Below are 19,736 nucleotides of genomic sequence, written 5' to 3' on the forward strand. Positions count from 1 at the left end.
CACCCACCGCGGAACCGGCCCCCCGGGGCCGGACCGCTTGCCGCGCCCCCGATGATCTGACTGCGGGACGTCATGCCCGTTCGGCGGTACTCCGGACTGGCTCCCCGACGATTGCGGGTAGGCGATCCGACATGCCCCCAGCATCTGGTACGCCGCACCACGGCGGCTCCGCGCAGCACGAACCTCGGTTCCGGCGACTCCACCGCCGTCTCCTGGCGTCGGCTGTCGGGCTGGCCTGGAACCGTGGGCGCGAGATGGAGCTGATGCACCGCGCCATGGGCTTCGCGGCGCTCAGCTTCCTGACCCTCGTGCCTCTCCTCGTCGTCGTCGCCGCGGCCGACCTGGCGAGGGGAGAGGGCTTCGCCCGCTGGCTGGTGCAGGGGCTCGGGGTCTCCGAGGTGCCGGAGGAGGACGTCGAGCGGCTGTTCGGCGAGCCGGGGCAGGCGTTGCAGCGGACGACGGCGTTCGGTCTCGCCGCCCTTGCCGCGTTCGGCGTGACCTTCGGATCCGCCGTACAGACCGGCTACGAACGCGCCTGGGACCTGCCCTCGGCACGGTGGCACACCATGTGGCGGCACGTCGTCTGGCTGGCCGTGCTGGTCTTGTTCCTGCTGCTCTTCGTCACCGCGCCCTCGCCCAAGGAGTCGTCCGCCGTCGAGACCGTCCTTGTCACCGCGGGCGACGCCATCGGCGTCTTCCTCTTCTTCTGGTGGTCGCAGCGCCTGCTCCTCTGTGGCCGGATCCGATGGCGTGCCTTGGCCCCCGGCGCCGCCGCGACCGCCTTGGGGCTGCTCGGGCTGCGGATCTTCTCGCAGTTCGTCTTCTCTCCGCTGATCGCGTCGAACGCGGTGACGTACGGCCCGTTCGGCACCGTGCTGATCCTGCAGTCCTGGCTGGTGGGGGTGGGCTTCGTCGTGTACGGCGGGGCGCTGGTGGGGCGCCTCGTCCACGAGCAGCGGCTACGGCGCAGACTGACGGACGAGGGACCGGACGGACCAGACGGACCAGACGGACCGGACGGACCGGACGGACGGCGGACCGAACGGACGACTTGAGGCAACCACTCAGGTTTCCGCGCCAGGGCTCATGCCCGCCGGAACACGAGCAGTTCGGTCCGCCCGCCGCTGAGCGGCACGAAATGGCTGCCCAGCAACGACAGTCCACGTTGAGCCAGGCGGTCGAGGAGCCACGTGCGCGAGATCATGCCGTAGAGCGTCGCTCGACCGGAGACCCAGTTCTTCGTCGTCGCCTCGTCGAGGCAGTCCTCGTTCACCACGTCGAACGCGACGATCCCACCCGGGCGTACGACCCGGGCCATCTCGTCGAGATAGGCGACGGTCACGACCAGCGGGATGTAGACGAACACCTTGTGGGCGTGCGCGAGATCCACCGACTCGGTGGCAGTGGCGTTCAGCGTGTGCCCGTCGGCGGGCTGCACGACCACGTTCGGCAGCGACCTCAGGCGGGGCAGCCAGTCTCCGGCGGTCTCGTAGATCTCGTAGGCGTCCGGGTGCGTCGCCGCGGTCACCCTGGCCGCGTACCGGCCTGAGCCCGCGCCGATCTCGCACACGCGCTCCACGTGCTCACCGAGGTCCGCAAGGCGCAGCAGCGCGTCCACGGTCTCGGCGGTCGCGCCCGGAGCGGCGCTGTAGCGGTCGATGTGGTCCTCGACGGACACCCCCGCCCGCCGGGCCGCCGCCAACGTCCTACGGGCGGACAGGAACGGCTGTATCGCCGGGTCGTCGCTGTGCCCACGGACCATCTGCACACCGAAGGGCCGCAGCGCGCGGTTCACCCCGTCGCGAGCAGCACTCAGCACGGACATATTTACCCCCGTCGTCGTTTTCGTCAGATTTTCTAGGTACTGACAACGAAATCGGAGATTTGGGCCGTCCGTGAGTAGTAATCGCGCCCAGTTCCACGAAGGGGGTGGCGGCGGCAGCCGACTTGTGCTGTACATGCCGACAACGCAGAGCGCCGGTCGGGATTTCTCCCGACCGGCGCTCCGTTGGTCAATCTTTGGTGTCCGAGGGGGGACTTGAACCCCCACGCCCGTTAAAGGGCACTAGCACCTCAAGCTAGCGCGTCTGCCATTCCGCCACCCGGACCGGTGGTCTGTCGCGGTTTCCCGCGGCGACGTGGAAAACCATAGCAAACATTCGAGGGCCTCCGATCACCCGGGCGATCACCCAGGTCACCCAGGTCATCCGCGTGAACGGCGTATGACGGCGGGTGCCCGGCCTTGGGTGTCGAGGGGTCGGCGCGGGAGGATGAGGAGGACCACCAGGAGCGATAGCGGGAGGAACCATCGTGAGCGAGTCGAGCAGGGCCGACAGGGCGGGCGAGGCGGACCGGTCGCGGCCCGTCACCGGCGAGGACGAGGTCGTCGATCTCTGCCGCGATCTGATCCGCATGGACACGAGCAACTACGGCGACCACTCGGGCCCGGGCGAGCGCAAGGCGGCCGAGTACATCGCGGAGAAGCTCGCCGAGGTGGGGCTCGAACCGCAGATCTTCGAATCGCACCCCGGCCGGGCCTCCACGGTGGCCCGTATCGAGGGCGAGGACCGCTCCCGGCCCGCGCTGCTCATCCACGGCCACACCGACGTCGTACCGGCGAACGCCCAGGACTGGACGCACCACCCCTTCTCCGGGGAGATCGCGGACGGCTGTGTGTGGGGCCGCGGCGCCGTCGACATGAAGGACATGGACGCGATGACCCTCGCGGTCGTCCGCGAGCGCATGCGCACCGGCCGCAAGCCTCCGCGCGACATCGTGCTGTCCTTCATGGCCGACGAGGAGGCCGGCGGCACGTACGGCGCGCGCTACCTCGTCGACCATCACCCGGGGCTCTTCGAAGGCGTCACGGAGGCCATCAGCGAGGTCGGCGGCTTCTCCTTCCAGGTGAACGAGGACCTGCGCCTCTACCTCGTGGAGACGGCCCAGAAGGGCATGCACTGGATGAAGCTCACCGTGGACGGCACGGCCGGTCACGGTTCGATGATCCACAAGGACAACGCCATCACCGAACTGTCCGAGGCCGTGGGCCGGCTCGGGCGGCACAAGTTCCCGGTGCGGGTCACCAAGACGCTGCGGCACTTCCTGGACGAGCTCGGCGACGCGCTCGGCACCGAGCTCGACCCCGAGAACATGGACGAGACGCTCGCCAAGCTCGGCGGCATCGCCAAGCTCATCGGCGCCTCGCTGAAGAACACCGCCAACCCGACCCAGCTGGGCGCGGGCTACAAGGTCAACGTCATCCCGGGGCAGGCGACGGCCCACGTCGACGGCCGCTTCCTGCCGGGGTACGAGGAGGAGTTCCTCGCCGACCTGGACCGGCTCCTCGGCCCGAACGTCAAGCGCACGGACGTGCACGCGGACAAGGCCCTCGAGACCACCTTCGACGGCGCGCTCGTCGACGCCATGCAGACGGCGCTCCAGGCCGAGGACCCGATCGCCCGCGCCGTGCCGTACATGCTCTCCGCGGGCACCGACGCCAAGTCCTTCGACGACCTCGGCATCCGCGGCTTCGGCTTCGCCCCGCTGAAGCTGCCGCCGGAGCTGGACTTCGCGGGCATGTTCCACGGTGTGGACGAGCGGGTGCCGGTGGACGGCCTCAAGTTCGGTGTGCGCGTGCTCGACCGGTTCATCGACGCGTCCTGAGCGCCGGTCCACGCGCCCTTCGGCGACGGATGCGCGGTGGAAAAACGTGCTTAAGCGAAACTCCAATAATCGTCAGCGCGTACGTACTTGACTGAAAAGAGTGAAAGGGACCATAGGCTCGTAGCCCCGTTGCCTCCTCCTCGTTACAGGTGGTGCGGTCCGCGGCTGGGATCGCATTGCCAACAAGGAGGAACAATGATCAAGAAGGTCGTCGCTGCTGCGGCTGCCACTGGTGGTCTCGTGCTCGCGTGTGCGGGTATCGCTGCTGCCGACGCCGGTGCTCAGGGTGCCGCCGTGAAGTCTCCCGGCGTGCTCTCGGGCAACGTCGTGCAGGCGCCGGTCCACGTGCCGGTGAACGTCTGCGGCAACACGGTCTCCGTGATCGGGCTGCTGAACCCCGCCTTCGGCAACACCTGCGTCAACAAGTGACGTTGTTGTGTCTCGCCCCATGAGGGGCTGAGTTCGTCGGCCCCGGAGTGCGTGCAATGCCACTCCGGGGCCTTCGGGCATTCCGCGTACGTGTCCCAAGGCGCGTACGCATTCCTGAAGGTCATAAGGCAGGGAAAACCTATGCGACAGGTCACTCGTAAAGGCCTGATCACGGTGGCGGCCGCGACGGGCGTACTCGCCATCAGCGGTGGCTACGCACACGCCGACTCGGGCGCCCACGGGGGTGCGTCGGATTCTCCGGGAGTGCTGTCCGGCAACTCGGTCCAGCTTCCGGTGCACGTGCCGGCGAACGTCTGCGGAAACACCGTCAACGTCGTCGGGGTGCTCAACCCCGCGGCGGGCAACAGCTGCGCCAACACCTCGCACGGGGGTGGCTCGCACAAGCCCTCGGGCGGCGGGTCCGCGGCGCACGGGCACAGCAGCGACTCGCCGGGCGTCGGCTCGGGCAACGACGTCCAGCTGCCGGTCGACGTGCCGGTGAACGTCTGCGGCAACAGCGTCACCATCGGCGGCCTCGGTAACGCGACCACCGGCAACGAATGCGCCAACGACTCGGGCGACGTGTCCCCGGGGAATCCGGGGGAGCCGGGGAATCCGGGGGAGCCGGGCAACCCGGGAGAGCCCGGCAACCCGGGAGAGCCCGGCAACCCGGGGGAGCCGGGGAATCCGGGGGAGCCCGGCAACCCTGGGGAGCCTGGCAACCCGGGAGAGCCCGGTAACCCGGGAGAGCCGGGGAAGCCCGGCACGCCGGGTGAGAAGCCGTCGGACGACCGGGCGATTCCGAATCACCCGGGGTCGCCGAACCAGCCGGGAGCGCAGGCCATCGACATGCCGAAGGGCTCGGAATCGCTCGCTCAGACGGGCAGCGATCTGCCGATGGGCGTAGTGCTGCCGGTGGGCGCGGGCATGCTGCTCGCGGGGACGGTGCTGTACCGCAGGGCGCGGTCGGCCGCCTGATCAGGGGGCGCGTCGCCGCCTGACCCGGTGCATGGAACGGAGGGCGTCCCGCCTGGTCGGGCGCCCTCCGTTCTGGCCGTCTCACTTCACCAGGTGGCCCGCAGCTGGCGGATGATCCGCCGCTTCAGCCGCACTCTGCGGCTGCCGTCCGAGTGCAGGCTCAGGCGGTCCAACTCCCAGTGTCCGTACTCGGCGTGGTCCGTCAGCAGGCGCGTTGCTTCCTTGCGGGTGACCCCGCGCGGCACATACACGTCGACAAATTCGTATTCCGGCATCGCATCTATTGTGCAAGTACGGGCCCGGTACGGATAGCGTCTGCACTATGTCTGATGCTGCGCAGCCCACCGCTGCCGAGGTACGCGCCGCCGCCGAGGCGGTCAAGACCGCGCTCGACCGTCACCTTGCCGCGGTCGAACGCAGGTCGGGGGAGGACGATCCGGCCGTCTACGAAGCGTTCAACGAGCTGGCCGCCGCGGCCGAGGAGTACGACGAGCTCCTCTACGACCGCTACGACGAGGTCACCCCCTTCGAGATCCCCGGCTCGGAGAGCGATGTGCTGCCGCCGTACCAGGGCCCGGAGGACGCGAACGCGCTGAGCGTCCTGATCCGCAGGGACTACGCGGTGGCGGAGCCGCAGCGGCTCCTCGCGCAGGCTCAGCGGGTCGCGGACCTCGACGCGGACACGGCGGGCGAGGGTCCCGCGGGCGCGGCGGCGGGCAGCAGTGTGCACGCCGCTCTCGGTGTGCTCTTCGGCGAGTTCGAACCGGACGAAATCGCCTCCCGGCACAAGGAGTTCGGCCTGGAGGAGGGCGACTCCACGCTCTGGGTCACCGCGGCGGACGAGCCCGCGGAACCGGGGGAGTGGCTCGACGCCCCCTTCGACCAGGCCGACCCGCACCGGGTCGTGTGCCGCTTCGACGTCAGCGCGGTCTTCGACGACGAACCGGACGACGACGGCGTCGACGCCGATGTTCACGTCCGCGTCGATCCCGACGCCATCGCGGTCCTCGATGAACTCGACGAGCTCGATGACGTCGATGACGTCGATGAGGCAGACGCGGTGGACTCGGTCGACGTCGACGACGACAGAAGCCCCCTGGACGCCGATCGCTGATCCCTCAGGCGCGGCACGGCCCTTCCCGGCCGTGCCCGGCGCCTGAGGGCGCCGGGCACGGGGCGGCCACCCGGAGGCGCGGGACGGTCAGGGCGTGGCGGGCACCTGCGGGCGCAGGAGGGTCTGGAGGCGCGTCGTGCGGGCCTTCGGGGGGATCTCCGCCACCGCGCGCGGCAGTGCCTGCTCCGCGCCCTGGACCACCGACAGGTGCCGCTCGCCACGGCTGAACGCGGTGTAGATCCAGGGCCTGCTCAGGGCCGCCGTCGCGTCGCCGGGCAGCACCACGACCGCCGCGGGCCAGCTCAGGCCCACGGCCTGGTGCGCGGTGAGCGCCCACGCGTGCCGCACCGTCTGCTCCACCTGTTCCTTCGGTACGACGACGGGGGCGCCGTCACACTCCAGGTGCAGCCCCTGCGCGTCGGCCCGCAGGACCCGGCCGAGGGTCGTGCGCCCGGGCGCCGGGACATGGGCGACACGGTCGCCGGGGTCGAAGCCGCCGAACCGGCCGGGGCCGGGGTTCAGCCGCTCCTTGAGCGCGGTGTTCAACGCGCGCGTGCCCGCGGCGCCGCCGTGCCCGGGGGTGATGACCTGGGTGTCCTGCGTGGGCACCCCGATCGCCCTGGGCACCGAGTCCGCCACGAGCTGCACCGTGCGGTGGACCGCCTCGCCCGCGTCGCGCACGGGGACGATCACGACTTCCTTGCCCGGCGCCTCGACCTGGTTCAGCTCGCCGATGCCGATGCCGGAGACCAACTCCCCGATGGGGCCGGGGTCCGGGACGCGCGAGACGATCTGCGGGCAGCAGCGCGCCGCGAGGAGATCGGCGAAGACCCGCCCCGGGCCCGCCGACCACAGCACTCCCGGATCGCCGCTCAGCACCAGACGGGCGCCGTCCGGCAGGGACTCCACGAGGATCGCGGCGGTCTCCACGTCCAGTTGCGGCGCGTCCAGGACCACCAGGAGGTCGAGGTCGAGCGCTCCGTCCCTGTCCCGTCCGGGGCCCTCCGCTCCGGAGAGCAGCCCCGCCACGGTCGCGGCGCCCGCCTCGTCCGAGCCCGTGAGCCCGGCGAGGCGCCCCCGCCCCGCGGAGCTGTGCGTGGCCGCCCCCGCCCGCAGGCCCAGGCCCGCGGCGGCCGCCACGAGCGCGGCGGGCTCGGCGCGCGCCGCCTCGCCGCCGGTGTGCAGGACGAGCCCGTGTCCTGCCACCGCGCGGATCAGCTCGGCGGTGGAACCGGACGCCTCGCCCGCGGCCGACTCCCAGCCGTCGGCCTGCGGGCCCGAACCCGTTTCCTTGGAGAGGGAGTTGATCACCCGGGCGATCCCGTCGGCGAGGCTCTCCTCGGCGAGGGCGTACTGCTCGAGGCCGACCAGGACGCGGACCGGCTGCTCGGTCTCCTCGCCTTCGTCGTCGTCCTCCTGCTGCACGGGAGCCGGAGCTCCCGGTGTCTCGACGGCGTCCTGGAAGACCAGGATGTCGCCCTCCGCGATGGCGCTCTGCACCGCCGCGTCCGGATCGGGCACGGCACGCTGTCCGAGCGCCGCGGTGAGCGCCGCCGCGTCCAGAGCCGTGTGCCCCGCGACGGCCGCCTGCTCGAGGAGCCAGGCGGTGATCGCACGCCCCCTGCGCTCGTCGTCGGGGCCGCACTCCGCGCCGAGCAGCGCCCGCGCGAACCCGTCGGCCTGTTCCGTGCGCACACCGCCGACCCGCAGCAACTGCCAGGGGTCATCCCGCAGCAGGGCGTCGGCGCCCTCGCCGAGCGCAGCCGCCGTCCGCTCGGCGATGGCGGCCGGGGCTCCTCCTTCGGCGAGCACGGCACGGACCGCGTCCACGGCCTCGTCGCCCGGTCCCGATGCGGCCGGTGCGACGGGCTGCGGTCGCCGCACGGGCTCGGGCGCGGCCCTGCGCGGTGCGGGCTCGGGCTCACGGAAGGCACTGGCAGTCGGCTGCTCGCCGCTCTCCACGGCGCGCACGGCGGCGAGGAGGTCGGCGGCCGTGCCGCTGAGCTTGGCCCCCGCGTCGACAGGACCCTGCTTGGCGGCCTTCCGCTCGGCGATCCGCTCCCGCAGTTCACGCTGGGCGGCGATCTCGGCCTCGGTCTCCGAGAGCTCCTTGCTTTCGGCCGCGTCTTCGGTGACAGCGTCCTCGGCGGTGGCCTCTTCGGTGGCGGCAGCGCTTTCGGCGGCGGCGTCAGGACCGGTGGAGCCGTCGGTGGCGGCTTCGGTGTCGGCCGCGTCCACGGTGGCCTCCGGTGCGGCGGCCTCCGGCGCCTGTGCCCCGGTCTCCTGTGCGGCAGCGGCCTCCGCTTCCTGCGCGGCAGCGGTTTCCGGCTCCGTACTCACAGCGTGCTCCAGTCGTGATCGGGGTAGCGGTGCACGGGCGCCGACACGTCGTCGAGCGCCTGGCAGATCTCGTCAGGAAGACTAAGGGTCTCCACTGACAATGCGGCCGCGAGCTGCTGCGCGTTGCGCGCGCCGACGATCGGCGCGGTCACTCCGGGGCGGTCGCGCACCCAGGCGAGGGCGACTTGCAGCGGCGTGGCCGCCAGGCCGTCCGCAGCCGTGGCGACCGCGTCGACGATGCGGCTCGCGGCCTCGTCGAGGTAGGGCGCGACGAACGGCGCCAGATGCTCGGAGGCGCCGCGCGAGTCGGCGGGGGTGGAGTGGCGGTACTTCCCGGTGAGCACGCCGCGACCGAGCGGCGACGAGGGCAGCAGGCCCACTTCCAGGTCCATCGCAGCGGGCAGCAGCTCGCGCTCGACGCCCCGCTGCAGCAGGGAGTACTCCATCTGCGCACTGGCCAGGCGCGTCCGCGCCCCCGAGGCCGCGAGCTGCCACGTCGCCGCCTTGGCGAGCTGCCAGCCGGAGAAGTTCGAGATGCCCGCGTAGCGCGCCCGGCCGCTGCTGACGGCGATGTCCAGGGCCTGGAGCGTCTCGTCGAGGGGCGTGCGCGGGTCGAAGGCGTGCAGCTGCCACAGGTCCACGTAATCCGTCCCCAGGCGGGCCAGGGACTCGTCGAGCGCGGTCAGGAGGTGGCCACGCGAGCCGTCGAAGCGGCGGTCGGGGTCGGGCACGCTGCCCGCCTTGGTCGCGATGACCAGGTCACGCCGTGGCACGAGCCGCTCTATGAGTCGGCCGAGCAGATACTCCGCCTCCCCGTCCCCGTACACATCGGCCGTGTCGACGAGGCTGCCGCCCGCTTCCCAGAACACCTTCAACAGGTCGGCGGCGTCGCTCTCCTGGGTGTGCCCCCACGTGAGGGTGCCGAGTCCGATCCGGGACACGCGAAGGCCGGTGCGGCCGAGATGCCTCTGCTCCATGGGCGCTGAGATTACTGGGCGTGCTCAAGCGGCGTGAGGGGCTGTGGACAAAGTTGTGTCCTGTTGAACGACTCGGCCGGCTCCGTCACCCGCCCTGCCCGCCGCTGACGGCATGCGGGGCCACGCGCTACAGTCCCCGGCACAGGGACGTTACTGCTCAGTAAGGGGATTCGGCCATGCAGCTCGGGATCAACCTCGGCTACTGGGGCGCGGGGATGGACCAGGACAACCTCGCCGTCGCCAAGGAGGCCGACAAGCTCGGCTACGCGGTCTGCTGGGCCGCCGAGGCCTACGGCTCGGACGCCGCGACGGTGCTGTCCTGGGTGGCCGCGCAGACCGAACGCATCGACATCGGATCCGCGATCTTCCAGATCCCGGCCCGGCAGCCCGCGATGACCGCCATGACGGCCGCCACGCTCGACTCGCTCTCCGGCGGACGCTTCCGCCTCGGCCTCGGCGTCTCGGGGCCGCAGGTCTCCGAGGGCTGGTACGGCGTCAAGTTCGACAAGCCGCTCGCCCGCACCCGCGAGTACGTCGAGATCGTCCGCAAGGCGATGACGCGCGAGCGCCTCAGCTACGAGGGCGAGCACTGGACGCTCCCACTGCCGGACGGCCCGGGCAAGCCCATCAAGCTCACCGTCCACCCGCAGCGCGAGCACATCCCGCTGTACGTCGCCGCGATCGGCCCCAAGAACCTGGAGCAGACCGGCGAGATCGCCGACGGAGCCCTGCTGATCTTCCCCTCGGCCGAGCACCTGGAGGACACCGCCATCCGCCATCTGCGCGCGGGGCGCGAGAAGGCGGGCAAGACGATGGAGGGCTTCGACGTCGTTCCGACGGTGCCGCTCGCGGTGGGCGACGACGTCAGTGGCCTCGCGGACATGTTCCGCCCGTACACCGCCCTCTACGTGGGCGGCATGGGCAGCCGCAAGCAGAACTTCTACAACCAGCTCGCCCAGCGCATGGGGTACGAGAAGGAAGCGGCCGAGATCCAGGACAAGTACCTGTCCGGCGACAAGGAGGGCGCGGCGGCCGCTGTGCCGCGCGAGCTGATCGACTCGACCACGCTGCTCGGCTCCGTGGACCGCATCGCCGACCGGATGCGGGCCTACGCGGCTGCCGGGGTCACCACGCTCACACTGGCGCCGGCCGGCTTCACGCTCGATGAACGGATCACGGCCCTGCGTGCGGGTCCGCAGGCGCTGGAGCGCGCTGGGCTGGCGTAACCGTACCGGCGCGACCGTAAGAGGAGTTCTGCGGCCGTGGTGGGGGCTCGGGGGTCTTCCCCGCCACGGCCGTCACGGAGCACAACGCGCCGCGGCGCCTCTCGGTTACGGCCGCGCCCGCGGTCGGCTGTCCTTCGTTTGGCGGAGCTGTACCTGACACCTGTTGCCACACCCGCGCCACCGCATTTGACTTGTTCTTTGCGGAGATCGCGCAGAGGGCATGGAGGTGCCAGTGATGCTTTCGGCCAGGAGTGTCTTCGAGGAGATCCTCGACAACGACGAGTCGTTCCGGCTCTTCTGTTCCATCGCGGCCAGCGGGGAGTCGCAGGGCGGCTGGGAGAACGGGCGCATCGCGGCGCTTCTCCCCGAGAGCCAGCGAGCCCTCACTCCCAAAGTCGCCCGGCACGGCGCCGACGAGGACAAGCACGGGCGGATCTTCAACGCCCTTCTCAAGAAGCGTGGCCTCGAGCCCGTCCCGATCCCGCCCGAGACCGACTACACCATGCTCCTCGAACGGCGGGGCATCGGCCTGGCGCACGAGAAGCTGCGCCGCCAAGAGCCGCTGACCGAGCAGGACGTCGTCGTCTACCTCTCGCACAGCCGCGTCACCGAACAGCGTGCGGCCGACCAGATGAACATGCTGGTCACGTACTTCGGCGACCACCCCGAGGTCGGCAAGGCCATGAGGATGATCTGCCACGACGAGGACAACCACCTCGCCTACTGCCACGAGGAGTTGCTCCGCCTGGCCGCCGCGGGACACGGGCGGACGATCCTGGACTCCCTGCACGAGTGCGCCCGTGCCGAGACGCGCGTGTACCGCGACGTCAGCCTCGCCGTGATGGGCCACATGGGGCGCGTCCTCGGCTGGCCGAAGCCCAAGTCCGCGGCGCTCGCCTCGGGCGTCCACGCCGTCTGCGCGTACGAACGATTCGGCGGCTGGCGGCGGATGGTGTCCCTGAAGATGCCCCGACGGCGCGACGCCCTCGGCGGGCCTGCCGCCCCGGCGCCCGGATTCGCCTGAGCGGGCACCGGGCACCAGTTACCAGGTACCAGACACCGGGCGGAGCGCTAGAGCCAGCCGCGGCGCTTGAACTGCCGGTAGAGGAAGAATTCGAGCGCGACCATCAGCAGGATCACGGCCGGGTAGGACCACACCCAGTGCAGCTCGGGCATGTGGTCGAAGTTCATGCCATAGACCCCCGCGATCATCGTGGGGACCGCGGCCATGGCGGCCCACGCCGAGATCTTCCGCATGTCGTCGTTCTGCCGCACGCTCATCTGGGCCAGATGAGCGGAGAGGATGTCGGACACCAGGCGGTCGAGGCTGTCCACCCAGTCGTTCACGCGCGTCAGGTGATCGCTGACGTCCCGGAAGAAGGGCTGTGCGGCTCCCTTGACGAAGGGCACATCGGGCGCGAAGGGGCCCGTTCCGGAGAGGCGCATCATGGGCATCGCCAACGGTCCCGTGGCCCGGCGGAACTCCACGATCTGGCGCTTGAACCGGTAGATCCGGGACGCCGTGTTGCGGCTGCCCCCGTTCTCGGGCGAGAAGACCTCCGCCTCCAGCTCCTCCAGGTCGGTCTGCAGTTCGCCCGCGACGTCCAGGTAGTGGTCGACCGTGGCGTCGGCGACCGCGTACAGGACGGAGGTCGGGCCGTGCTTGAGCATGTCGGGCTCCGCCTCCAGACGATGGCGTACGACACCGAGGGGCGAGCCCTCGCCGTGCCGGACCGTCACCACGAAGGCGTCGCCGACGAAGACCATGACCTCGCCCGACGAGACGACGTCGCTGTCCGCCTCGTACATGACGGGTTTCAGGACCACGAAGAGCGAGTCGTCGAACATTTCGAGCTTGGGCCGCTGGTGCGCCTTCAAGGCGTCCTCCACCGCCAGCGGATGCAGCCCGAACTCCCTGCTGACCTCGTCGAACTCCTCCTCGGTGGGCTCGTAGAGGCCCACCCAGACGAACGCGTCCCCCGCGCCGCGCGCCTCGTCGAGGGCGTCCGAGAAGTCCGCCTCGCACTCGGTGCGGCGCCCTTCCCGGTACATCGCGCAGTCCACGATCACGGAGCGCATTCTTCCGAACCTCGGCGCGAGGCGCACCTCGTCGGCGGCTTAGGCTGGCCCGCATGCCCACGCTGATCCTCGTCCGGCACGGACGATCCACCGCCAACACCGCGGGTCTCCTCGCCGGGTGGACCCCCGGCGTGGCCCTGGACGAGCGCGGCGCCGCACAGGCCGCGGCGCTCCCCGGACGCCTCGCGGACCTGCCGCTCGCCGAAGTCGTCACGAGCCCGCTCCAGCGCTGCCAGGAGACCGTCGCGCCGCTGCTCGCCGCCCGTCCGGGCCTCACGGCGCACACCGAGGACCGCATCGGGGAGTGCGACTACGGAGACTGGTCGGGCCGCAAGCTGGCCGAGCTGTCCGACGAACCGCTGATGGAGGTCGTACAGCAGCATCCGTCGGCGGCCGCCTTCCCGGGCGGCGAGTCCATGCGGGCCATGCAGACGCGGGCGGCCGAGGCGGTACGCGAGTGGAACGCGCGCGTGGAGCGCGAGCACGGCGCGGACGCCGTGTACCTGATGTGCTCGCACGGCGACATCATCAAGTCCCTCGTCGCGGACGCCATCGGACTGCACCTGGATCTCTTCCAGCGCATCTCCGTGGAGCCCTGCTCCGTCACCGCGATCCGCTTCACGCGCCTGCGGCCCTTCCTCGTACGCCTCGGGGACACCGGCGACTTCGGGTCGCTCGCGCCCCGCGTGGAGCCGCCCGGCAGCGACGCGGCGGTGGGTGGCGATGCGGGAGCACCGTGATCGTCGCCCGCAGTAGGGTGCAGTCGTCGCGCCGAACAGGCGCAAATGATCAACCGCAGTCGATCCCAATGGAGACAGGACGTGTCGCGTCAGGTGTTCCTCTACGACCCGCCGGAACGCTTCGTGGCCGGAACGGTCGGGCTCCCCGGCCGGCGTACCTTCTTCCTCCAGGCCTCCGCCGGAGTCCGGGTGACCAGTGTGGCCCTGGAGAAGACCCAGGTGGCCGCGCTCGCCGAACGCATGGAAGAACTGCTCGACGAGGTCGTGCGCCGCAGCGGCGGCAATGCCCCCGTGCCCGCCGTCGCACCCACCGAGGTCAGTGACAGCGCGCCGCTCGACTCACCCGTCGAGGAGGAGTTCCGCGTCGGCACGATGGCGCTCGCCTGGGACGGCGACGAGGAGCGGATGATCGTCGAGGCGCAGGCTCTGGTCGAGCTGGACGCCGAGTCCGACGAGGATCTGGCGGAGGCCGAGGAAAGGCTTCTGCAGGACGACGAGAACGGGCCGCCGATGCTGCGCGTCCGGCTCACCGGGGCGCAGGCGCGCGCGTTCGCGAGGCGCGCCCTCGACGTCGTGAACGCGGGGCGGCCGCCGTGCCCGCTGTGCAGCCTCCCGCTCGACCCGGAAGGACATGTATGCCCGCGGCAGAACGGATACCGGCGGGGCGCGTGAGCTCCGTCGGCGTGGACGCGTCAGCCGGTGTCGTGGACCTGCTCACCCGGGGTGAGCTGACCGTCCGGGGGCGGATCCCCGAGGCCTCGAACGCGGTGCTCTACTGCTCCGTCTCGTACGAGGGCCGTGAGGCCGCCTGTGTCTACAAGCCGGTCGCCGGGGAGCGCCCCCTGTGGGATTTCCCCGACGGGACGCTCGCGCAGCGTGAGGTGGCCGCGTACGAGGTCTCCGAGGCGACGGGGTGGGGCCTCGTCCCGCCGACCGTGCTGCGGGACGGGCCGCACGGCGAGGGCATGTGCCAGCTGTGGATCGAGGGCTCGGCGGACGCGGAGCTCCTCGCCCTGGTCGAGGGCGATGAGCCGTCCGACGGCTGGAAGGCGATCGGCTTCGCGGACGTGGGCGAGGGGCGGACCGCGCTGCTGGTGCACGCGGACGACGAGCGGCTTCGGCGGCTCGCCGTGCTGGACGCCGTGATCAACAACGCGGACCGCAAGGGCGGGCACCTGCTGGCCGACGCCGACCGCCTGTACGGGATCGACCACGGGGTCACGTTCAACGCCGAGGACAAGCTGCGGACGCTGTTGTGGGGGTGGGCGGGGGAGCCGCTGACCTCCGAGGCGGTCGGGGTTCTGGAGTCCCTGCGGGACGGGCTCGCGGGCGACGCGCCGCTCGGCCTCCGGCTGGGGGAGCTGATCACCGGGGCCGAGGTGGACGCGGTGCGCGCGCGGGTCGCTGCGCTGCTGGCGAACGGGAAGCATCCCGTGCCCGGCGGGGAGTGGCCTGCGATTCCGTGGCCGCCGGTGTAGGTGCTTCGCGGCCTCGGCGCGGGGGATCCGGCCGTCCCGATGCCGGGCGAACGGGTGGATGGGCGGGGAGGAATCCGCCGCGAACCGGCGGTGTGATTCCTGGCCCGAGGCGCCCCCGCCCGGATAAACCTTGATCCCCGCTCGTATACGGACGCTCCGTCCGGTTACGCTCAAGGCATGCATGCCTGGCCCGCTTCTGAGGTCCCCGTCCTGCCTGGCAAGGGCCGCGACCTCCGGATCCACGACACCGCGACCGATGGTCTTGTGACCCTTGACCCCGGTCCCGTCGCCCGTATCTACGTCTGCGGCATCACTCCGTACGACGCGACCCACATGGGTCACGCGGCGACCTACAACGCGTTCGACCTCGTGCAGCGCGTGTGGCTCGACACCAAGCGGCAGGTTCATTACGTCCAGAACGTCACCGACGTGGACGACCCGCTCCTGGAACGTGCCATCCGCGACGGAAAGGACTGGGTCGAGCTCGCCGAGGGCGAGACCGCCCTGTTCCGCGAGGACATGACCGCCCTGCGACTGCTCCCGCCGCAGGACTACATCGGAGCCGTCGAGGCGATACCCGGCATCGTGCCGCTCGTCGAACGCCTCAGGGACATGGGCGCCGCCTATGACCTGGAGGGTGACGTCTACTTCTCCGTCGAGTCCGACCCCCACTTCGGTGAGGTGTCCCGCCTCGACGTCGCCGCGATGAAGCTGCTCTCCGCCGAGCGCGGCGGCGACCCGGACCGCCCGGGCAAGAAGAACCCGCTCGACCCGATGCTCTGGATGGCCGCCCGCGAGGGCGAGCCGAGCTGGGACGGCGCCTCGCTCGGCCGCGGCCGCCCCGGCTGGCACATCGAGTGTGTGGCCATCGCCCTGGACCACCTGGGGATGGGCTTCGACGTGCAGGGCGGTGGCTCCGACCTCGCCTTCCCGCACCACGAGATGGGCGCGTCGCACGCCCAGGCCCTCACCGGTGAGCACCCGTTCGCCAAGGCATACGTCCACGCGGGCATGGTCGCCCTGGACGGCGCGAAGATGTCCAAGTCCAAGGGCAACCTCGTCTTCGTGTCGAAGCTGCGCCGGGACGGTACCGACCCGGCCGCCATCCGCCTCGCCCTTCTCGCGAACCACTACCGCGCCGACTGGGAGTGGACCGACGCCGTCCTGACCGAGGCCGAGGCACGGCTCGGCAAGTGGCGTGCCGCCGTCTCGCGTCCCGACGGACCCTCCGCCGACGCCCTCGTCGAGGAGATCCGCGAAGCCCTGGCCAACGACCTGGACTCACCGGCCGCGCTCGCCGCGGTCGACGCGTGGGCGGCCCGCCAGGAGGCCGAAGGCGGTACGGAAGAGGGCGCCCCCGGCGTCGTGTCGCGCGCGGTCGACGCGCTGCTCGGCGTGGCTCTGTAGCCACCGGGCCACCGCAGTAGTCACCGGTCCACCGAATGGGCCGCTCCGGAAGTCCAGGAGCGGCCCATCAAAGTCCATGGCCCTGGCACCTGTCGAGGCGCTAGACCACCGGGCATGAGATCACCCACCCGCTTCAGACGGGCGGCCGTCGCCGCCGCCCTGCTCGGTCTCCTCGCGGTGTTCGCCGGTCCCGGTGGCGGCGCCGCGCAGGCCGCCGACGATCCCGCGACCACGGTCGGGGACGTCACGGACTTCACCGCCGACGGCTCCGTCTACCGGCTCACCGCGGGCAAGGCCCAGGCCCGCGTCAGTTTCGTGTCGGCGGAGACGTTCCGCCTCGAACTCGCCCCCGAGGGCGACTTCACCGACCCCACCGGCAAGGACATCGTCCTGCCGCAGGGTGCCCCGCCGCGCACCAAGTGGGCCGACAAGGGCGACCGCTATGAACTGAGCACGTCGAAGGTGACGCTGCGCGCCTACAAGTCCCCGCTCCGCTTCGCCCTGTACCGCGCCGACGGCACCCAGGTCTGGGCCGAGTCCAAGGGCCTGAGCTGGACGAAGGACGCCACCACGCAGAGCCTGGCCCGCGGCGCCGAAGAGCAGTACTACGGCGCCGGGATGCAGAACGGGCGCGGCAACACCTCGCACCGCGGCAAGAAGGTCGAGGTGAGCGTCGACTACGACTGGGACGACGGCGGCCACCCCAACTCCGTTCCCTTCTACCTGTCTTCGAAGGGCTACGGCGTCTTCCGGAACACGTACGCGCCGAACACCTATGACTTCGCGGAGCCGGTGACCGCCACCGCCAAGGAACAGCGCTTCGACGCCTACTACTTCGCGGGACGCGCCGACAAGGACGTCAAGGGAGTCATAGGGCAGTACACGAAGCTCACGGGCAAGCCCTTCCTGCCGCCCGTCTACGGCCTGGAGATCGGCGACGCGGACTGCTATCTCCACAACGCCAACCAGGGTGAACGGCACACCCTGGACTCCCTGAAGATCGCGGACGAGTACAAGAAGCACGACATGCCGAACGGCTGGATGCTCGTCAACGACGGCTACGGCTGCGGCTACGAAGACCTCGCCGAGACCGCCGAGGGCCTGCAGGACCGCGACATGCAGCTCGGCCTGTGGACCGAGGACGGCATCGACAAGATCGCCGACCAGGTCAAGGCGGGGCAGCGCGTCGCCAAGCTCGATGTCGCCTGGGTCGGCGACGGCTACAAGAAGGCGCTCGACGGCTGCAAGGACGCGTACAAGGGCATCGAGGACAACAGCGATGCCCGCGGCTTCACCTGGGCCCCCGAGAGCTGGTCGGGTGCCCAGCGCTGCGGGGTGCAGTGGTCCGGTGACCAGAGCGGCAGCTGGGAGTACATCCGCTGGCAGATCCCGACGTACGCGGGCGCGACCATGTCCGGCATGGCCTACACGACCGGTGACGTGGACGGCATCTTCGGCGGCAGCGCCAAGACGTACGCGCGCGATCTGCAGTGGAAGTCGTTCCTGCCGGTCACGATGACGATGGACGGCTGGGCGGCCGACGATAAGCAGCCCTTCCGTTACGGAGAGCCCTACACCTCCATCAACCGCAAGTACCTGAAGCTGCACGAATCGCTGCTGCCCTACCTCTACTCGTACGGCCACGAGGCGACGAAGACCGGCGTCGGCGCCGTGCGCCCGCTGGCCCTCGAACACCCCGAAGACCCGAAGGCGGCCACCGACGCCGCCAAGTACGAGTTCCTGACGGGCGAGGACTTCCTCGTCGCGCCCGTCTACAAGGACACGACCGTCCGCGACGGCATCTACCTCCCCAAGGGGACATGGACCGACTACTGGAGCGGGCGCACCTACAAGGGGCCGACGACCGTCGACGGCTACAGCGCGCCCCTGGACACCCTGCCGCTCTTCGTCAAGGGCGGCGCCACCGTGCCGATGTGGCCCGGCGGCATCAGGTCCTACAAGGACCGCACCGCCGAATCGCCGCTCGCCTGGGACATCTACCCGCAGGGGAAGACCTCCTTCGAGCTGTACGAGGACGACGGCGTGACCCGGCAGCACCGCGACGGCGAGTACGCCACCCAGCGTGCCGACGTCGAGGCGCCCCGCTCCGGCGCGGGCGACGTACGGGTGCGGATCGGCGCGAGCAAGGGGAAGTTCGCCGGCAAGCAGACCGAGCGGCCGTACGCGTTCACGCTGCACACCGGTGACGCGCCGAGCCGCGTGGAACTCGGCGGCCACAAGCTGCCGCGGCTCGCGTCGAAGGAGGCGTACGAGCAGGCTTCGCAGGGCTGGTTCTACGACCGGGACGACCGGGGCGGTGTCGTCAAGGTGAAGACGGCGGCGCTCCGTACGGACCGGGCGTTCGACCTCGATCTCGACGACACCAGCGCGGTCGGTGGCGCGGTGCCCGGCGCGAGCGCCGCGCTGAGCGCCCCCGTCGGACAGGAACTCGGCGCGGGAGCGGCGGGCAAGGTCGCCGTCGACGTCACGGCCGGGACGCGGGACGCCACCGGAGTCGACGTCACCCTGGACGTGCCGAAGGGCTGGACCGCGGGGAGTGCGCACGCCGACCGCGTCCCGGCGGGCACCACGCGCCGCGTCGAGGTCACCGTCACCCCGCCCAAGGACGCGGAGCCCGGCGAGCAGCCGCTGACGGCGACGGCCCGGCACCGCTCGGCGGGCCAGGACCGCACCGCGACCCAGCGGATCGCGGTCGCCGTCATGCCTCCGGCGCCGAAGGGCGACACCTGGGCGAGCGACATGGTGTGGCTCAAGTCGGCGAACGGCTACGGCCCCGCCGAACGCGACCGCAGCAACGGGGAGTCGGGCGCCGCGGACGGTCACCCGCTGACTCTCGCCGGAAAGACGTACGAGAAGGGGATCGGCACCCACGCTGACTCCGCCGTCGAGGTCTACGCGGGCGGGCAGTGCGCGAGGTTCACCGCTGACGTGGGCATCGACGACGAGATCAACGGCTACGGAGAGGTGGCCTTCTCGGTCGAGGCCGACGGCAAGGTGCTGTGGACCTCACCGAAGGTGACGGGGGCCTCGGCGACCGTGCCGGTGGACGTCGATGTGAGCGGGGCGCGGCACGTGGAGCTGAAGGTGACCGACACCAACGGCTCCAAGAGCGGGGACCACGGGGACTGGGCGGCGGCGAAGTTCAGCTGCGTGTAGGACGGTCCGCGCGGAGGACGGTCTGCGTGCAGACGGTCCGCGCAGGAGAGCGGGGGGGGGGGGGGGGGGGGGGGGGGGGGGGGCGGCGGTTTTTTTCTCCCGCGGGGTGGTTGGCAGCCGTTTGCGAC

The 19,736-nt window shown here is 71.0% G+C and carries 17 protein-coding genes and 1 tRNA gene; 12 read left to right on the forward strand and 6 right to left on the reverse strand.

Annotated features, from left to right (window positions below):
• Positions 1 to 131 precede the first annotated feature (131 nt).
• Positions 132 to 1,055 (forward strand): YhjD/YihY/BrkB family envelope integrity protein, encoded by a 924-nt coding sequence (locus ACZ5CR_RS08305; RefSeq protein ID WP_468854908.1) that lies wholly within the window; start codon positions 132 to 134, stop codon positions 1,053 to 1,055.
• A 29-nt stretch (positions 1,056 to 1,084) separates the two neighbouring features.
• On the opposite strand, the gene ACZ5CR_RS08310 is transcribed toward ACZ5CR_RS08305, so the two are convergent.
• Together ACZ5CR_RS08310 and ACZ5CR_RS08315 are read right to left on the reverse strand one after the other, a co-directional pair.
• The gene (locus ACZ5CR_RS08310) at positions 1,085 to 1,825 is read right to left on the reverse strand and encodes a methyltransferase domain-containing protein (RefSeq protein ID WP_468854911.1); all 741 of its coding nucleotides are present in this window, start codon (positions 1,823 to 1,825) and stop codon (positions 1,085 to 1,087) included.
• Positions 1,826 to 2,020: 195 nt separating this feature from the next.
• Positions 2,021 to 2,108: transfer RNA gene (locus ACZ5CR_RS08315), tRNA-Leu, on the reverse strand.
• Between the two features lie 202 nt (positions 2,109 to 2,310).
• Here ACZ5CR_RS08315 and ACZ5CR_RS08320 point away from each other — a divergent pair.
• The 3 genes from ACZ5CR_RS08320 (at position 2,311) to ACZ5CR_RS08330 (ending at position 5,070) form a co-directional block, all read left to right on the forward strand.
• Positions 2,311 to 3,663, forward strand: coding sequence for a M20/M25/M40 family metallo-hydrolase (locus tag ACZ5CR_RS08320; protein ID WP_468854913.1), 1,353 nt, complete (start codon positions 2,311 to 2,313; stop codon positions 3,661 to 3,663).
• A gap of 195 nt (positions 3,664 to 3,858) precedes the next feature.
• On the forward strand, positions 3,859 to 4,092 hold the full coding sequence (gene chpH, locus ACZ5CR_RS08325) for a chaplin ChpH (protein WP_389911664.1): 234 nt from the start codon (positions 3,859 to 3,861) through the stop codon (positions 4,090 to 4,092).
• Positions 4,093 to 4,233: 141 nt separating this feature from the next.
• On the forward strand, positions 4,234 to 5,070 hold the full coding sequence (locus ACZ5CR_RS08330) for a chaplin family protein (RefSeq protein ID WP_468854915.1): 837 nt from the start codon (positions 4,234 to 4,236) through the stop codon (positions 5,068 to 5,070).
• Between the two features lie 86 nt (positions 5,071 to 5,156).
• On the opposite strand, the gene ACZ5CR_RS08335 is transcribed toward ACZ5CR_RS08330, so the two are convergent.
• Positions 5,157 to 5,345 carry a DUF5703 family protein gene (locus ACZ5CR_RS08335; protein ID WP_055544534.1) on the reverse strand — a complete coding sequence of 63 codons (189 nt, stop codon included), beginning with the start codon at positions 5,343 to 5,345 and terminating at the stop codon, positions 5,157 to 5,159.
• Positions 5,346 to 5,392: 47 nt separating this feature from the next.
• On the opposite strand from ACZ5CR_RS08335, the gene ACZ5CR_RS08340 reads away from it, so the two are divergent.
• A complete protein-coding gene (locus ACZ5CR_RS08340; RefSeq protein ID WP_468854917.1) occupies positions 5,393 to 6,184 on the forward strand; it encodes a hypothetical protein in 792 nt (263 codons plus the stop codon).
• Between the two features lie 87 nt (positions 6,185 to 6,271).
• On the opposite strand, the gene ACZ5CR_RS08345 is transcribed toward ACZ5CR_RS08340, so the two are convergent.
• Complete coding sequence (locus ACZ5CR_RS08345; RefSeq protein ID WP_468854918.1) at positions 6,272 to 8,524, reverse strand: helix-hairpin-helix domain-containing protein; 2,253 nt, start codon at positions 8,522 to 8,524, stop codon at positions 6,272 to 6,274.
• Complete coding sequence (locus tag ACZ5CR_RS08350; RefSeq protein ID WP_468854921.1) at positions 8,521 to 9,501, reverse strand: aldo/keto reductase; 981 nt, start codon at positions 9,499 to 9,501, stop codon at positions 8,521 to 8,523. The genes ACZ5CR_RS08345 and ACZ5CR_RS08350 overlap by 4 nt, the downstream gene beginning before the upstream one ends.
• 176 nt (positions 9,502 to 9,677) lie before the next feature.
• Here ACZ5CR_RS08350 and ACZ5CR_RS08355 point away from each other — a divergent pair, with 176 nt between their 5' ends.
• Complete coding sequence (locus ACZ5CR_RS08355; protein ID WP_468854924.1) at positions 9,678 to 10,727, forward strand: LLM class F420-dependent oxidoreductase; 1,050 nt, start codon at positions 9,678 to 9,680, stop codon at positions 10,725 to 10,727.
• Between the two features lie 235 nt (positions 10,728 to 10,962).
• Positions 10,963 to 11,751: a ferritin-like domain-containing protein gene (locus tag ACZ5CR_RS08360; RefSeq protein WP_468854926.1), complete on the forward strand. Its 789-nt coding sequence runs from the start codon at positions 10,963 to 10,965 to the stop codon at positions 11,749 to 11,751.
• 47 nt (positions 11,752 to 11,798) lie between these two features.
• On the opposite strand, the gene corA is transcribed toward ACZ5CR_RS08360, so the two are convergent.
• A complete protein-coding gene (gene corA / locus ACZ5CR_RS08365; RefSeq protein ID WP_468855513.1) occupies positions 11,799 to 12,797 on the reverse strand; it encodes a magnesium/cobalt transporter CorA in 999 nt (332 codons plus the stop codon).
• Positions 12,798 to 12,859: 62 nt separating this feature from the next.
• Between corA and ACZ5CR_RS08370 the strand changes: the two genes are divergently transcribed.
• From ACZ5CR_RS08370 to ACZ5CR_RS08390, 5 genes are all read left to right on the forward strand, one after another.
• Entirely contained in the window at positions 12,860 to 13,546 is a 687-nt protein-coding gene (locus ACZ5CR_RS08370) for a histidine phosphatase family protein (RefSeq protein ID WP_453530609.1), read from the forward strand.
• A gap of 81 nt (positions 13,547 to 13,627) precedes the next feature.
• Entirely contained in the window at positions 13,628 to 14,218 is a 591-nt protein-coding gene (locus ACZ5CR_RS08375) for a DUF3090 domain-containing protein (RefSeq protein ID WP_453530606.1), read from the forward strand.
• Complete coding sequence (locus ACZ5CR_RS08380; RefSeq protein WP_468854929.1) at positions 14,182 to 15,024, forward strand: SCO1664 family protein; 843 nt, start codon at positions 14,182 to 14,184, stop codon at positions 15,022 to 15,024. Before ACZ5CR_RS08375 ends, ACZ5CR_RS08380 begins: the two co-directional genes overlap by 37 nt.
• Positions 15,025 to 15,201: 177 nt before the next feature.
• A complete protein-coding gene (gene mshC, locus ACZ5CR_RS08385; RefSeq protein ID WP_468854931.1) occupies positions 15,202 to 16,431 on the forward strand; it encodes a cysteine--1-D-myo-inosityl 2-amino-2-deoxy-alpha-D-glucopyranoside ligase in 1,230 nt (409 codons plus the stop codon).
• A 114-nt stretch (positions 16,432 to 16,545) separates the two neighbouring features.
• Positions 16,546 to 19,608: an NPCBM/NEW2 domain-containing protein gene (locus tag ACZ5CR_RS08390; protein WP_468854933.1), complete on the forward strand. Its 3,063-nt coding sequence runs from the start codon at positions 16,546 to 16,548 to the stop codon at positions 19,606 to 19,608.
• The last annotated feature ends 128 nt before the right edge of the window (positions 19,609 to 19,736 follow it).

It is taken from the genome of Streptomyces sp. NPDC031274 (assembly GCF_055570235.1).